Here is a 14,706-nt window from a genome sequence, read left to right as displayed (position 1 = left end):
ATGGACGATGGGGGGCTGCCGAACCGGGGACCACCGTACTCGGATCATGCGGGCAAATGAAGCTTGCCCGCGCGGCGAAACCGCGCGCACAGCGCCCGGCACTCACAGTGACCGGAATGGCCACGCCTCCAGGGCCTGGCCGAGCCAGGGCACCACCAGGATCACCGTGGGTAACACCAGGAGACCGGCCGCGGCGAGTCCGGCGAGCACCGACAGGCCCGTCGAGGTGGGTGCCGGACCGGTCAGCCGGGCAAGCCTGCGGGAGCGGGATTCACCCGCCGGGTCGTCCGGGACCTCCTCCGCGAGCGGTACGGCGTCGGAGAGCCGGGCCAGCGCGGCGCGCAGCGGGGCCGCCCCGGTACGCCGCCGGGCAGCGTCGTCGGACACCATCTCCAGCAGCAGGTGCACCGCGTCGAGCGGCGCCCGGGACCGCAGCGGGCGCGGCACCGCCCGGTAGAACGCGGTGAACGACTCCATCACCAGCTCGTGCCGGTGCCGCAGGTGCGCCTGCTCGTGCGCGAGCACCGCGTCCACCTGCTCGCGGTCGAGGATCCGCAGCACCGCGTCGCTGAGCACCACCCGCGGCTCCCGGCCGGGCACGCAGTACGCCAGGGGCAGCGCCCCGTCCAGCACCCGCACCTCGGCACCGCCCAGCTCCCGGTGCCGTTCCACCCGGTCCAGCAGGTCGACCAGGGTCCGGTGCCGCTCCCGGCGGGCACGGGCCCGGACGCTCACCCGGATCAGTGAGATCAGCAGCCGGATCACGATGGTGGCCGCCACCGCCAGCGAGAACAGCAGCGCCGCGACGGTCCACGGGTGATCGGCACCGGCCGCCCGGGTCAGCTCCTCCGGGGCGGCCAGCACCACCCCGAGCGCGCAGAGCACAGCGGTCAGGGTGAGCGCCTGCCAGAGCAGGACGGCGGCGACCGGGGCACGGTCCGGCCAGCGGGCGCCGGCCAGGATGCCCGGGACGACCAGCGAGAGGGTCAGCCCGAGGGCTCCCAGGAGGAGTGCTGTCACGTCTCTTTCGGTGTGGCGTCCAGGGCGGCTCGGATCGCGCCGGGCGGTAGCTGACCGAGGAAGTATGCCAGCGCGGCGTCCCGATCGGGTGACGCGCTCAAGGCGTCGAGCATGACGGCCGCCGTCATCTCCTCGCGCGTCTGCGCCGCGGCGTACCGGTACGCCCGGTCGGCCTTTGTCTGGACGACCATCTTCTTCTTCGACAGCCGGTCCAGGACCGTCATGACCGTCGTGTACGCCAGATCCCGACTCTTACTTATGTTCTCGTGCACCTGTCGCACTGTCAGCGGCTCGGGAGCGTCCCACAACTGCGTCATGACCTCCCGCTCAAGATCTCCAAGTGCCATGTGACCCATCCTACTAGGGCCAGTAGTACTACGTCTCGTAGTATCTACTACGAAGAGTCGTAGAGGGGACACCCGATGGACGTGCTCGACCTGACCCGGCTGCAGTTCGCCGTGGTGACGATCTATCACTACCTGTTCGTGCCGCTGTCGATCAGCCTGTCGGCGGTCGCGGCCGGGCTGCATCTGGCCTGGCTGCGCTCCGGCGAGCAGAGGTATCAGGACCTGACGAAGTTCGTCGGCAAGCTGCTGATCGTCACGTTCGCGGTCGGCGTGGTCACCGGGCTCGTCCAGGAGTTCCAGTTCGGGCTCGGCTGGAGCGCGTTCGCCAAGTTCTACGGCGACGTGTTCGGGCCGACCCTCGCCGTCGAGGGGATGCTCGCGTTCTTCCTGGAGGCGACGTTCCTCGCGCTCTGGTACTTCGGCTGGGGACGGCTGCCCCGCAAGCTGCACGCGGCGACCATCGTCGTGGTCGCGGCCGGGACACTGCTGTCGGCGTACATCATCCTGGCGGCCAACTCCTTCATGCAGAACCCGGTCGGCTACGAGCTGGACGCCGCCACCGGGCGCGCGCACCTGACCAGCTTCGCCGCGCTGATGACCAACGAGGTGGTGCTCGCCGCGTTCCCGCACACGATGGCCGGCGCGGCGATGGCCGGGGGCGGCCTGCTGCTCGCCATCGGGGTGTGGCGGCTGTCCGCGGACGCCGGTTTCCGGCAGCTGGCCCGGCTCGGCGCGTGGCTGACGCTGATCGGCGGGGCGCTCACCGCGCTGACCGGTGACCACCTCGGCAAGGTGATGACGGCGGTGCAGCCGATGAAGATGGCGGCCGCCGAGGCGCTCTACGAGACCACCACCGGGGCGCCGTTCTCGGTGCTCGCACTCGGGAAGCTCGGGCACGACAAGCCGTTCCTCACCGTGGAGATCCCCCGGCTGCTGTCCTTCCTGGGCACCGGGTCGTTCGACGGGACCGTGCAGGGGATCGACGACCTCCAGGCGCAGTACGTGACGCAGTTCGGGCCGGGCAGCTACGTGCCGATGATCCCGGTGGCGTTCTGGACGTTCCGGTTGATGATGGGTGCCGGGATCGCCGGGATGGTGCTGGCGGCGTACTACCTCTGGGCCTCGTCGGACCGGAAGGTGCGGCTCGCGTTCCTCCCGGCGGTCCTGCAGATGGGCGCCGGAGTACCCGGCTGGGCCAGGCGGATCCTGCTGCTCGCGCCGCTGCTGCCGGCCGCGGCGAACACGTTCGGCTGGATCTTCACCGAGACGGCGCGGCAGCCGTGGCTCGCGTTCGGGATCTCCAAGGTGTCCGACGGGATCTCGCCCGGCTTGACCGGCGCCGAGGTGATCGCGTCGCTGGCCGGGTTCACGGTGGTCTACGGGTTGCTCGCGATCGCCTGGTACCGGCTCGTCGTCCATCTCGCCCGCAAGCCGCTGTCCGAGGTGCCGGCGGAATCGCCCGTCGCCGAACCGGCCCCGGCCTACTAGGAGCCCGCGCATGATCACCTTCTGGTTCGCGATCCTCGTCCTCGCCTGGGTGCTCTACTTCGTCCTCGAGGGCTTCGACTTCGGTGTCGGCGTGCTCGCCCCGTTCCTCGGCCGCGACGAGCACGAGCGCGGCGCCGCGATCCGCACCATCGGCCCGTTCTGGGACGGCAACGAGGTGTGGCTGGTCGCGGCGATCGGCGTCACCTTCGCCGCCTTCCCCGACTGGTACGCGGTCCTGCTCTCCGCCCTCTACCTGCCGATGGTCGGGATCCTGCTGCTGCTGGCGGTCCGCGGCACCGCCCTGGAGTTCCGCGGCAAGCACGACTCCCCCGCCTGGCGCCGCCGCTGCGACCTGCTGCTGGCCGGCTCGTCGGCCGGCGTGGTGCTGCTCTGGGGCGCCCAGCTCGGCGTCTTCGTCGACGGTCTCCGGCTGGGCGCCGACGGCGTCGTGATCGGGAACGGTCTCAGCCGCAGCCTCTCCCCGCTGCTCACCCCGGCCGCCGGGCTCGGTGCGCTGGCGGCGCTGCTCGCCACGGTGCTGCTCGGCGGGACCTTCCTGGCCCTGCGTACCACCGGGCCGGTGCGGCGCCGCGCGACCACCCTGGCCCGGCACTGCGGCAACGCCGGCGCCGCCGGCCTGCTGCTCGCCGGGATCGCCACCGGCTCACGGCTCGCGCTGGTCGCGGCGGTGCTGTGCTTCGTCGCCGGGATGCTGGCCCGGCGCGGGCGGGAGGGCGCGGCGTTCGCGGCGACCGCGGCCGGGGTGGCCGGGGCGGTGGTCGCGGTCTTCACCGCGCACGGGCCGGTGGTGCTGCGCAGCACCCTCGACCCGCGGTGGTCGCTGACCCGGGAGGCGGCCGCGGCCAGCCCGTCGGCACTCAAACTGATCACTGTCGCGGGTGTGCTGATCCTGCCCGGGGTGCTGGCCTATCAGGCCTGGTCCTACTGGGTCTTCCGGCGCCGGATCGCGAGCGAGCGGGTGCCGTCGTGAGCCCTCGGGCGGCGGTGCGGGCCGCCGGCTCCGCCGACCTCCGTCTCGTGTCCCGCCTCCGTCTCGTGTCCCGCCTCCGGACCGCTTCCCGCCCCCGGCTCGCTTCCCGCTCGCGGGCCGTCTCCGCAAACCCCGATCGGGGTACGCCCACAGCACCCGGCCGCCGCGTGGCGCGTGGACCGGTCGACCCGCGTCTGCTGCGTCACGCGCGGTCGGGGCGCGCCGGAGTCGCCGCGCTCGCCCTGATCGGAACCGGGCAGGCGGGCGCGACGCTCGCCATCGCTGTGGCGCTCTGCTGGGTGGTCGCCCCGTCGCTCTCCCGGTCGTTCCCGCTCGGCGGGTCCCGGCCGGCCGCGATCGCCCTGCTGGCCGGGGCCTTCGCGGCGCGCGGCCTGCTCTCCTGGGCCGAACAGGTGGTGGCCCGTCGCACCGCCGCCCGGGTCACCGACGAACTGCGCCGCTCCCTACTCGCCGCCGTCGTCCGGCGCGGCCCGGCCTGGGTCGCCTCCTACGGCGCCGGCCGGCTCACCACGGTCCTCGGCACCGGGCTGGACGCGCTGCGCCCGTGGTTCTCCGGCTACCTGCCGTCCCTGGTCCTCGGCGTGCTGCTGCCACCCGCGGTGATCGTCGTGATGGCCCTGGCCGACCCGGCCTCCGCGGTGATCGCCCTGCTCACCCTGCCGCTGGTCCCGCTGCTCGGCGCCCTGATCGGCTGGGCCACCCGGTCCCGCGCCCGGCAACGCTGGGCCGCCGACGCCCGCCTGGCCGGCCACTTCCTCGACGTGGTGCGCGGCCTGGGCACCCTCCGGGTCTTCGGCCGGGCCGAACGCCAGATCGCCGTGATCGCCGGCCTGACCGACCGGCACCGCCGGGCCACCCTGCGCGTGCTGCGGGTGGCGTTCCTGTCGTCGACAGCGCTGGACCTGGTCGGCACCCTGTCGGTGGGGCTGATCGCCGTGCAGGCCGGCGTCCGGGTGGCCGACGGCTCGATGCCGCTGGCCCCGGCCCTGCTGGCGATCCTGCTGGCGCCGGAGGCGTACCGGCCGCTGCGCGAGATGGCCGCCCGCTACCACGCCGCCACCGACGCCACCGCTGTGATCGCCGACGTAGACGAGATCCTCGCGGCTGGCACTCACGGTGGTATCAACACACCCGAGACCACCGTGACGACCAGCCAGAACCACGCGGCTGGCACACACGGTGGCATCAGGGCGCCGGAGACCACCCTGACGACCAGCCAGAACCACGCGGCTGGCACGAACGGTGGTAACAAGGCGCCGGAGACCACCGTGACGACCAGCCGGGGGTCTGCGGCCGGGGTGGGGGCTGCGGACTGGGCCGCGTTGGCGGCGACCGGGCGGTGGGGGGTGCTCGCGGCCGGGGTGCGCGCCGGCTACCCCGGCGTGGGCGGCGACGCGCTGCACCTTCGCGAACTGGCGGTCCGGGCGGGCGAGATCGTCGCGCTGCGGGGACCGTCCGGGGCGGGCAAGAGCACGGCGTTACGGGTGCTCGCCGGGCTGCACCCGGCCGGCTCGGGGGCGATCGCGGTGGGGCGGGCGTTTCATCTGTCGCAGCGTCCGGCGTTGCCGTATGCGCGGACGATCGGTGAGGCCTTCGCCGCGGACGCCACCGACGACGAGGTCCGGGATGCGCTGCGGATGGTCGGGCTGGACGGCGAGGTCACCCCGGCCACGCCGCTCGGCGAGCACGGGAACGGTATCTCCGCCGGTCAGCGGCAGCGGCTGGCGCTGGCCGCGCTGCTGCACCGGGCCGGGCGCGCGATGGCCCCGGCCGAGCGGGCTGCCGACTGTCGGCACCGCGACGGAGCCGGGCCGAGACGCCGCCCGGCGCCGGTGGTCACCCTGCTGCTCGACGAGCCGACAGCGCATCTGGACCCGGATGCCGAGGGGGTGGTGATCGCGCGGTTGCGGGAGTTCGCCGAACGTGGATGCGCCGTTCTGGTGGTCGCGCACCGGCCGGCACTGCTCGCCGCCGCCGATCGCGTCGTCGACCTGCGGCCACCGGCTCGCGAGACGGGCGTGATGCCGGCTGCTTTCTCCGCGGCGGCGAACAGCGGGCCGGACGCCGGGCCGGCTGGGGACGACCGGCGTGGCGACGTGGGCACGGGCGAGGCCGCGGCGCCGTGGTGGCGGCGGGTCTGGGTGGCGGTGGCGCTGGGGGCGGCGGCGGTGCTCGGCGGGCTGGTGCTGACCGGATCCGCGGCGTGGCTGCTGGTGCGGGCCGCGTCGTTGCCGCCGGTGCTGACGCTGTCCGCGGCGGTGGTGCTGGTGCGTGGGAGTGCGGTGGCCCGGCCGCTGCTGCGGTACCTGGAGCGGCTGGTGGCGCACGACGTGGCGTTCGCGCGGCTGGGGCGGCGGCGGGCCCGGATCTACGCGAGTCTGATCCCGCGGGTGCCGGGGCCGCTGCTGCACCGGCGCGGGGACCTGCTGACCCGGCTGGTCGACGACGTGGACGCGCGGGTGGACGGGTTGCTCCGGGGCTGGTTGCCGGCCTGGACCGCGGCGGTGACCGTGGTGGTGGCCGCCGCGGCGGCGGTACTGATCTCGCCGGCGGTGATCGCGCCGCTCGCGATCGGGCTGCTGACGGCCGGGGTGATCGCTCCGCTGGTGGCCGGCTGGCAGGCGGACCGGCAGGAGGCGGCGACGGCGGTGGCGCGGGCCGCGCTGCGGGACGCCATGGTGGAGACGGTGGACGGGGTCGAGGAGCTGGCGGCCGGCGGCGGGCGCTCCGGCGTACCGGAGGATCGCAGCCGCACCCTCGCGGACCTGGAGGCGCGAGCGGCGCGGACTGCCGGACTGGCCACGGCGATCGCGCATCTCGGGTGGGCGGTGGCGGCGGGCGGGACCGCCCTGCTTCTGGCCGGGGCCGGGATCTCGGCGGAGTGGAGTGCGGTGCTGCTGCTCGGAGTGATCGCTCTGGGCGAGCCGGTGGTGGCGCTGCCCGACGCGGCGATCGCCCGGCGGCGGGCGGCCGGCGCCGAACGCCGGGTCGCCGCCCTGACCACGACCGACCGGCGCCTTCCCGGCCCGGACCCGGCACCCACGACGGCCCTCGCACCGCTGGACGCCGGATCGCGGCCGGACGACGGATCGCGGCGAGACGACCGAGCGCAGCTGGATGCCGGATCGCGGCCGGACGACGCATCGCGGCGAGACGACGGATCGCGGCGAGACGACGGATCGCGGCGAGACGGCGCGGGGGTCGCGGACGGGGTGGTCCGGGTATCGGGGCTGGTGGCGGGCTGGGATCCCGCCGCGGAACCGGCGCTCGACGGCCTGGACCTGACCCTGCCGGCCGGCGCCAAGGTCGCGATCACCGGCCGGTCCGGTTCGGGGAAGTCGACGCTCGGGGCGGTGCTCGGCGGGCTGCTGGCGCCGCGGGCCGGCGATGTCCGGGTCGGAGGGAAGGCCCTGCTGGTCGGGGGCGAGACCGGGCATGTGTTCGCTTCCACCGTACGGGAAAATCTCCGTCTCGCGATGCCCGCCGCGACCGATCCGCAGCTTGTCGCCGCGCTGCGGCGGGTCGGTCTCGGCCCGTGGCTGGCCGGCCTGGCGGACGGCCTGGACACCTGGCTGGGTGCCGGTGGCAGCACGATGTCGGGCGGGCAGCGGCGGCGGCTGGCGACGGCCCGGGCGCTGCTGGCCGATCCGGCGCTGCTGATCCTGGACGAGCCGACCGAGGGCATCGACGAGGCCGGGGCGCGCGAGTTGATGGCCGACCTGCTGGACGCGGCGTCCGGACGTACCGTGCTGGTCTTCGCGCACCGGGCGGAGGGCCTCGACCTTGTGGACGAAATTTACGAACTGTCCAGCGCTAAGCTAAATGTCGGAGTCATCTAGGCTGGGATCATGGCACGTACGCCGGTCCCGGGTACCCGCGACACCATCCTGACCGCGGCCGCCGGGCTGTTCTACCGGTACGGCGTCCGCGCCGTCGGCATGGCCCAGGTCGTCGAGGTCGCGGGTTGCGGCAAGAACCTGCTCTACCGGCACTTCCCGAGCAAGGCGGACCTGGCCGCCGCCTACCTCACGCTGGCCCGGCGGGAGCGGGAGCAGGCCACCGCGGCCGCGCTGCGCTGGGCGAACGGCCCCGCCGAGCAGCTCGTCGCCCTGGTCGCCGAGATCGCCGAGAGCACCCGCCGCCCGGGGTATCGCGGCTGCGCCTTCCGCAACTACCTGACCGAGTTCCCGGGGGCGACCGACGAGCCGGCCCGGGTGGCCCGCGGCTATCTGGCGGACAGCCGCGCGGTGGTGGATCGGCTGGTGGCGGAGCTGGGTGGCGACGCCCTGCTGGCCGATCGGATCTGGCTGATCGTGGACGGCTTGCACAGCGGGCCGCCGGAGCAGGCGCGGGTAGCCCTGGACTGGATCACCGAGCTGGTCCGCCGGTGACCTCCCGTGGGTGAGGGCACGCGGCGATCCCCTCACGTCCGGTAGGCCGCCACCGTGGCCTGCAAGTCCGCGGCGGTCCGGGCCAGCTCGGCAGCCGTCTGCTGCGTCTCGGTGGCGCCCGAGGTCACCTGGGCCGCCGCCTGCGCCACCCCGGCGATGGTCCCGGCGATCGCCGTGGAACCCTCCGCCGCCTGGCCGACGCTGCGGGCGATCTCCGCGGTGGTGGCGGTCTGCTCCTCCACCGCCGCCGCGATCGTCGTCGCGTAGTCGTTGATCGTGGCGATCACCGCGGCGATCTGCTGGATGGCGTGCACCGCGCCGTCCGTCTCGGTCTGGATCGCGGCCACCTGAGCGGTGATCTGCTGGGTGGCCCGCGCGGTCTCCTGCGCCAGGTCCTTGACCTCGGCCGCCACCACCGCGAACCCCTTGCCCATCTCGCCGGCCCGGGCGGCCTCGATGGTCGCGTTCAGGGCGAGCAGGTTGGTCTGCTCGGCGATCGAGGTGATCAGCGCGACCACCGTGCTGATCTGCGCGGACGCCTCGCCGAGGCGGGACACGCTGGTGTTGGTGTGCTCCGCGGTGCGGGCCGCATCGGCTGCCACGCCGGCCGCCTCGTTGGCGCTGTTGGCGATCTCCCGGATCGAGACGCCCATCTCCTCGGCACCGGCGGAGACCGCCTGCACCCCCTCGGACACCCGGCCGGCCGACTCGGAAACCGTGCTGACCTGCGCCGACGTCTCCTCAGCGGAGACCGAGAGCTGGGCCGAGACGGTGGACAGCTCCTCGGCGGCGGAGGCGAGCACGTCGGCGCTGGTGCGTACCCGGTTGACCATGCCGTCCATCGCCTCGGCGGTGTGATCGAGCGCCTCCGCCATCCGCCCCACCTCGTCGCGGCTGTGCACGTCGGCGCGGGCGGTCAGGTCGCCGTCACGCAGCCGGTCGAGCACCGCGACGCAGCGGGACAGCGGCCGTACGATCATCCGGCTCGCCGTCACGGCCAGCGCCACCCCGACGAGCGCGGAGAGCGCCAGCATGATCAGTACCCGCCACTTGGTGGACTGATAGCGGCTCTCGGCGTCCGTCTCCTGGACCGCGGTGGCCTGGACGGTGAGGTCGGAGAGCGTGGTCAGCTGGGTGCGTACCTCGGTCATCAGCGGGGCGACCTGCGACGCCCGTACCGCGTCGACCCGGGCCCGGTCACCGGTCCGCGCCAGTGGCAGCAGCGTGCCACCCACCAGATCCCGGTACTTCACCCACACCGCGCTGAAGGCGGTCAGCGCCGACGAGGCCGCATCGCCGATCGGATAGCTGCCGTACTTCGTGGCGTACTGATCGACCTGCTCCTCCGCGGTGCTCAGCGTGGACGTCGCGGCCGACCGCCCGGCACTGTCGGCGGCCAGCAGATCGTCGCCGACCGCCAGCCACACCCGGTTCACCGCGCTGCGCAGGTTCCCGATCGCCTCCAGCTCCAGGCTGTGCTGATAACCGGCCTTGACCTGGTCGTTCGTCGTGCCCAAACTGTCCATCGCGAACAGGCCGTCGGCCACGCTGAGCAGCGCGACGACCAGCACCGCGAACATGATCTTGGTACCGACCCGCCGGTCGGCGAGCAGACGAGTCACCCGTTCACAGTGGCATCCCGGTAGCCGTCGCGGGCGATCTCCAGACGATCCCGGGTGAACTCGCGCGGATCCCGGCGATACCGGGCCCGGCCGGCAGCGGTCCGGAACGCCGACCGGGGCACCGCCCAGCTCCCCAGCATCCGTCTCCGGACGAAGAGCAGCACCTCGTCGACCGCCGCGGCGGCCCGAGCCCGGTCCTGCTCGGCGAAGCGGTCGGCGACCAGCATCCACTGGCCCGGGTCGAGCAGCTGGGACGGGGTGACCCCGTCGCCCCAGCGGAAGATTTCCCCCTGCCGGGGGAACGGTTCCGGCTCGCCCGGGGTACGGAACGAGTACTCCCGATACCGTCCGCAGCCGGGGCAGCTCCAGTCGTACCGGAGGGTGTTCTCCTCACCCACGTCCAGCACCGTGGCACTCCAGGGCAGGCCGCGACCTGGGAATTCGCCGTTGCCGCAGGCGCACGGGGACAGTTCCAGGAACAGCGTCGTCTCGGTGCTGGTGCGCGCGAGAGGGATCCGCATGCGCAAACGCTAGCCAGCCCGGCCCGGGTCCGCGACCAGCTCTTGTCACGTCGGCTACCAGCGGTCATCGGCTCTCGTCAGGTCGGCGACCAGCTCTTGTCAGGGTCGGCTGCCAGCGGTCATCGGCTCTCGTCAGGTCGGCGACCAGCTCTTGTCAGGGTCGGCTGCCAGCGGTCATCGGCTCTTGTTAGGGTCGGCGACCGTGAGCGACATCAGTGGCGCCCGGGTCATCGGCGACCGGACCTTCGATTTCTCCCGGCAGGTCGTCGTGATGGCGATCGTGAACCGGACGCCCGACTCGTTCCACGACAAGGGCCGCACGTTCGCGCTGGAGAAGGCGACCGAGGCGGTCCGGGCCGCGGCCGCCGACGGCGCCGACTGGATCGACATCGGCGGGGTGCCGTTCGCGCCCGGCCCCGAGGTGACCGCCGCCGAGGAGCTGGACCGGGTGCTGCCGGTGGTCGAGGCCGCCCAGAACCTCGCCGTGGTCTCGGTCGACACGTTCCGTCCCGAGGTTGCCGCCGAGGTGATCAAGCACGGCGCCGGCGTCGTGAACGACACCTCCGGCCTGCGCGACCCGGAGATGGCCGACGTGGTCGCCGGCACCGACGCCCAGCTGGTCATCTGCCACAGCCTGGCCGCGCCGCGCACCCTGTACCCCAGCCCCCGCTACGACGACGTGACGGCCGAGGTCGGCGCCTTCCTCCGGGAGAAGGTGGAACTGGCCCTCTCCCGCGGTGTCCGACCGGAACAGATCATCATCGACCCGGGCCACGACCTGAACAAGAACACCCTGCACTCGCTGGAGCTCACCCGCCGCCTCGACGAGATCGCCGCCATCGGCTACCCGATGCTCGCCGCTCTCAGCAACAAGGACTTCATCGGCGAGACCCTGGACCGCCCGCAGCAGGAACGCCTCGCGGGCACGCTCGCCACGGTGGTCTTCAGCATCCTCCGCGGCGCCCGCATCATGCGCGTCCACGACGTCCGCGCCGCCGCCGACGCCATCCGGATGACCGAGGCCATGCTCGGCTGGCGCGAACCGGCCTACCTCCGCCACAACATCTGAACTCTCAGACCGCTTCCGATCAGGCTCAACCCGCTTTTGTACGCTCTCGGGCCGAGACAGGCGCACCCACCCGTCCCGTGCCTGCCCGCGACGTCCGCCCCACTCATGACCGCGACGCTACCCCGGGCTGAATCCCGGGTCGGGGACACCGCGCCGCTCCGGATCAGCGCCTCGCCAGCGGTCCGCGGTCGGTCAGGGTCCGAGCGCCAGGCCACCGTGGGCTGCTGGTCACGGTCCCGGCCGCCGGTGGCGATCCGTCGCTGACCCGGTCGGTTCCCGTGCGCACCGAGTCCCGGCGTAGCCCACTGCCCGGCCGCAGCGCTGCCCGGCTGGCCGTGACGGTCCTATCCGGGCAATGCCGCGCAGTTAAGGGGTTTGGGTGGTTGGCGACACTCGTTCGGTGGATAGGGCTGTATGAGGAACGGGACCTCGCGGTAGGCAGGTAGTCGACCAAGATCTATCTGCTGTCCGGGAGGTCCCGTTGTCTGTCGAGTCTGTCACGGTCACCTTGATGCGTTCTGTCACTGTCGCGGCGGGTGTGTTCGCGCCCGGGCATGCTGGGGAGTTGACTCGTTTCCTGCCGTTTGAGCTGGTGGATGATGTGTTGGCGGGGACCGGGCGGGTGCAGCGGCGGGTACGGGTTCTGCCGTCACGGGTGGTCGTCTATTTCGTGATCGCGTTGGGGATGTTCCCTCATCTGGGGTACGCGCTGGTGTGGGCGAAGATGGTGTCCGGGCTCAAACAGCTGTCGTTGCCGTCGCCGTCGGAGTCGGCGTTACGGCAGGCCCGCCGGCGGTCGGTCCGGCGCCGTTACGGGCGTTGTTCGAGGTCGTGGCCGGTGCTCTGGCCCGGCCGGACACGCCGGGGGTGTCGTATCGAGGGATGCGGACGGTGGCATTCGACGGCTGCTGCTCGTTCAAGAGTGCGGACAATCCGCGGCAGCGGGGCTGGCTCGGCAAGGTCCATCACCGGCTGGGCTGGGCCGGGTATCCCCAGCTGATGCTGATGGCGCTGGTCGAGACCGGCACCCGGGGACTGCTCGGTGTCAGGTTCGGGCCGCAAGGTCCTGGCGGCGAGCCCGGCTATGCCCGCCGGCTGCTGCACCTGCTCACCGCGGACATGCTGGTCCTGGCCGACCGCGGGTTCGACGGCGACGAGTTGCTGGCCCAGATCGCTGCGACCGGGGCCCAGTTCCTGGTCCGCATCGGCGGGAACCGCCGCCCGCGAGTAGACCAGCCACTGCCCGACGGTTGCTATCTGACCCGCTTCGGTGACCTGCGGGTACGAGTGATCGAAGCCGGCGTGAGCAGTGTCATGGCCGACGGCACCACGATCAACACCGGTTACCGGCTGGCCACCACGCTGCTGGATCACCACCGGCACCCGGCAGTGGTGCTGCTACGGCTCTACCACGAACGCTGGGAGATCGAATCGGCGTTCTACGCCCTCAAACACACCCTGTTCGCCGGCCGTGTCCTGCGCTCGGGCAGCCCGTCCGGGCTGGCACAGGAACTCTGGGCCCTGCTCACCCTCTACCAGATGATCCGCGCCGCGATGGTCGAGGCCGCCGAACACGGACACCGCACCGACCCGGACCGCTGCAGTTTCACCACCGCTCTGGAACACGCCCGTGACCAGGTCATCCACGCCGACGGCATCCTGCCCGACAGCACCGGGCCCACCCTGACCGGCACGGCCAGCCGCAACACACTCGGCCAACGACGCGACCGCACCAGCGACCGCAGTGTCAAATGCCCGGTATCACGCCACAGCGGCAAAGCCGCCCTCGATCCACGCCCGACCGCCAGCACCACCATCATCGAGCGCACCTACACGATCCAGACCCGAACCCACACCCCAGCGCCCACCGAACGGCCCCACCGCCGCCAACCCACCGGCATGCTGTCACGGCACATCCTCGACTACCTCACCACCCGCCCTGACCAGCCATACAGCATCCACGAAATCGCTGAACACGCCGGTATCAGCTACACCCAAGCCCGCAACAAACTCCACGACATGATCAAAAGGAACTACATCACCAGACCCCGCCGCGGCCACTTCACAGCATCACCAACACGAGTGTCGACAACCACCCACAGCCCTTAACTGCGCGGCCTTGCCTATCCGGGCCCGGGACACCACCGCGAGCACCAGCCGCAGACACCCGGCTTGGCGCGACGGTTGCATCCGGGCTCGGGACACCACCGTGAGGACCAGCCGGAGACGGCCGGCTGGCCGTGACGGTCGTATCAGGGCTCGGGACACCACCGTGAGGACCAGCCGGAGACGGCCGGCTGGCCGTGACGGTGGCATCCAGGCCCGGGACACCACCGCGAGGACCAGCCGGAGACGGCCGGCTGGGCGTGACGGTGGCATCCAGGCCCGGGACACCACCGCGAGCACCAGCCGCAGACGGCCGGCTGGCCGTGACGGTGGCATCCAGGCTCGGGACACCACCGCGAGGACCAGCCGGAGACGGTCGGCTGGGCGTGACGGTGGCATGCGGCCTACAAGGCGGGCGGTGACGACGAGGCGGGACGGGGTGCGGGGTGAGGGGGCGGGGCTTCCGGGCGTACCGGAAATGGGCGGTCGTGAGGGGAGACGGCCGTGAGGGGGCGGGGTGGTTCTAGTGCTCGGCGGGCGGGTCGGTCTGGTCGTGGAAGGTGCTGAGCAGGGACGTCATCCAGGGCTGCGGGGCGACCGAGTCGGGGCCCAGCACCCGCATGGCGCCCAGCACGGTGATCAGCATGCCCATGGCGAAGAAGTCGCGGGCGTCCTCCGGCGAGCAGCCGGTGAGGTCGCGAACCGTCTGATAGAGACTGCCGTAGCAGGCGCGGACGGCGTCGCCGACGACCGGTTCCTCGGCGGCGGAGAAGCCGTGCAGGAGGACGACCAGGAGTTCCCGCTCGGCCAGCAGGTCCTGGTAGGCGCTGCCGAGGCTGGCCAGCGTGGGCTCGCGCTCGGCGGCGGCGCGCCAGGTGGCTTCGATGCGCCGGCCGGCGTAGCGGACGGTGGCCAGGAACAGCTCCTGCTTCGAGCCGAAGATCCGGATCACGTACGGCTGTGACACACCGGACAGTCGCGCCACCTGGTCGGTGGACGTGCCGATGTATCCGCCCTGCGCGAAGGCCTGCAGGGCGGCGTGGACGATCTGCTCCTGGCGTTCCGATGCGGTGAGGCGGCTCCGAGTCATGTTGACATGTTATCAGTCGATGCTTACCGTGCTTAGTTAT

General features: G+C 72.5%; 12 protein-coding genes. 7 read left to right on the top strand and 5 right to left on the bottom strand.

The genetic code is table 11. The annotated features are described in order from the left end of the window. Positions 1-102 precede the first annotated feature (102 nt). Together Actob_RS13240 and Actob_RS13235 are read right to left on the bottom strand one after the other, a co-directional pair. On the bottom strand, positions 103-1,020 hold the full coding sequence (locus Actob_RS13240) for a M56 family metallopeptidase (protein ID WP_284920458.1): 918 nt from the start codon (positions 1,018-1,020) through the stop codon (positions 103-105). After that, complete coding sequence (locus Actob_RS13235; RefSeq protein ID WP_284920457.1) at positions 1,017-1,367, bottom strand: BlaI/MecI/CopY family transcriptional regulator; 351 nt, start codon at positions 1,365-1,367, stop codon at positions 1,017-1,019. Before Actob_RS13235 ends, Actob_RS13240 begins: the two co-directional genes overlap by 4 nt. 75 nt (positions 1,368-1,442) lie before the next feature. Between Actob_RS13235 and Actob_RS13230 the strand changes: the two genes are divergently transcribed. The 4 genes from Actob_RS13230 (at position 1,443) to Actob_RS13215 (ending at position 8,258) form a co-directional block, all read left to right on the top strand. Continuing rightward, complete coding sequence (locus tag Actob_RS13230) at positions 1,443-2,855, top strand: cytochrome ubiquinol oxidase subunit I (protein ID WP_284920456.1); 1,413 nt, start codon at positions 1,443-1,445, stop codon at positions 2,853-2,855. A gap of 10 nt (positions 2,856-2,865) precedes the next feature. After that, positions 2,866-3,846: a cytochrome d ubiquinol oxidase subunit II gene (cydB, locus tag Actob_RS13225; protein WP_284920455.1), complete on the top strand. Its 981-nt coding sequence runs from the start codon at positions 2,866-2,868 to the stop codon at positions 3,844-3,846. Positions 3,847-4,013: 167 nt separating this feature from the next. After that, positions 4,014-7,706, top strand: coding sequence for a thiol reductant ABC exporter subunit CydC (cydC, locus tag Actob_RS13220; RefSeq protein WP_284920454.1), 3,693 nt, complete (start codon positions 4,014-4,016; stop codon positions 7,704-7,706). A 9-nt stretch (positions 7,707-7,715) separates the two neighbouring features. After that, positions 7,716-8,258: a TetR/AcrR family transcriptional regulator gene (locus Actob_RS13215; RefSeq protein WP_284920453.1), complete on the top strand. Its 543-nt coding sequence runs from the start codon at positions 7,716-7,718 to the stop codon at positions 8,256-8,258. Positions 8,259-8,290: 32 nt separating this feature from the next. Here Actob_RS13215 and Actob_RS13210 read toward each other — a convergent pair whose 3' ends face one another. Next, positions 8,291-9,880 carry a methyl-accepting chemotaxis protein gene (locus Actob_RS13210; protein WP_284920452.1) on the bottom strand — a complete coding sequence of 530 codons (1,590 nt, stop codon included), beginning with the start codon at positions 9,878-9,880 and terminating at the stop codon, positions 8,291-8,293. Next, positions 9,877-10,401: a hypothetical protein gene (locus Actob_RS13205; RefSeq protein ID WP_284920451.1), complete on the bottom strand. Its 525-nt coding sequence runs from the start codon at positions 10,399-10,401 to the stop codon at positions 9,877-9,879. Before Actob_RS13205 ends, Actob_RS13210 begins: the two co-directional genes overlap by 4 nt. Before the next feature lie 211 nt (positions 10,402-10,612). On the opposite strand from Actob_RS13205, the gene folP reads away from it, so the two are divergent. The 3 genes from folP (at position 10,613) to Actob_RS13195 (ending at position 13,579) form a co-directional block, all read left to right on the top strand. Next, positions 10,613-11,470, top strand: coding sequence for a dihydropteroate synthase (gene folP / locus Actob_RS13200; protein WP_407653703.1), 858 nt, complete (start codon positions 10,613-10,615; stop codon positions 11,468-11,470). A 511-nt stretch (positions 11,471-11,981) separates the two neighbouring features. Continuing rightward, complete coding sequence (locus Actob_RS43995) at positions 11,982-12,470, top strand: transposase domain-containing protein (RefSeq protein ID WP_407653629.1); 489 nt, start codon at positions 11,982-11,984, stop codon at positions 12,468-12,470. After that, on the top strand, positions 12,353-13,579 hold the full coding sequence (locus Actob_RS13195) for a transposase (RefSeq protein WP_284920449.1): 1,227 nt from the start codon (positions 12,353-12,355) through the stop codon (positions 13,577-13,579). The genes Actob_RS43995 and Actob_RS13195 overlap by 118 nt, the downstream gene beginning before the upstream one ends. 520 nt (positions 13,580-14,099) lie before the next feature. Here Actob_RS13195 and Actob_RS13190 read toward each other — a convergent pair. Beyond that, positions 14,100-14,666: a TetR/AcrR family transcriptional regulator gene (locus Actob_RS13190; protein WP_284920448.1), complete on the bottom strand. Its 567-nt coding sequence runs from the start codon at positions 14,664-14,666 to the stop codon at positions 14,100-14,102. Positions 14,667-14,706 lie beyond the last annotated feature (40 nt).

The sequence above is a fragment of the Actinoplanes oblitus genome, from assembly GCF_030252345.1.
Classification (GTDB): Bacteria; Actinomycetota; Actinomycetes; order Mycobacteriales; family Micromonosporaceae; genus Actinoplanes; species Actinoplanes oblitus.
Note: the sequence above shows the minus strand (reverse complement) of the source record. Positions and strands in the feature narration are given on the sequence as shown.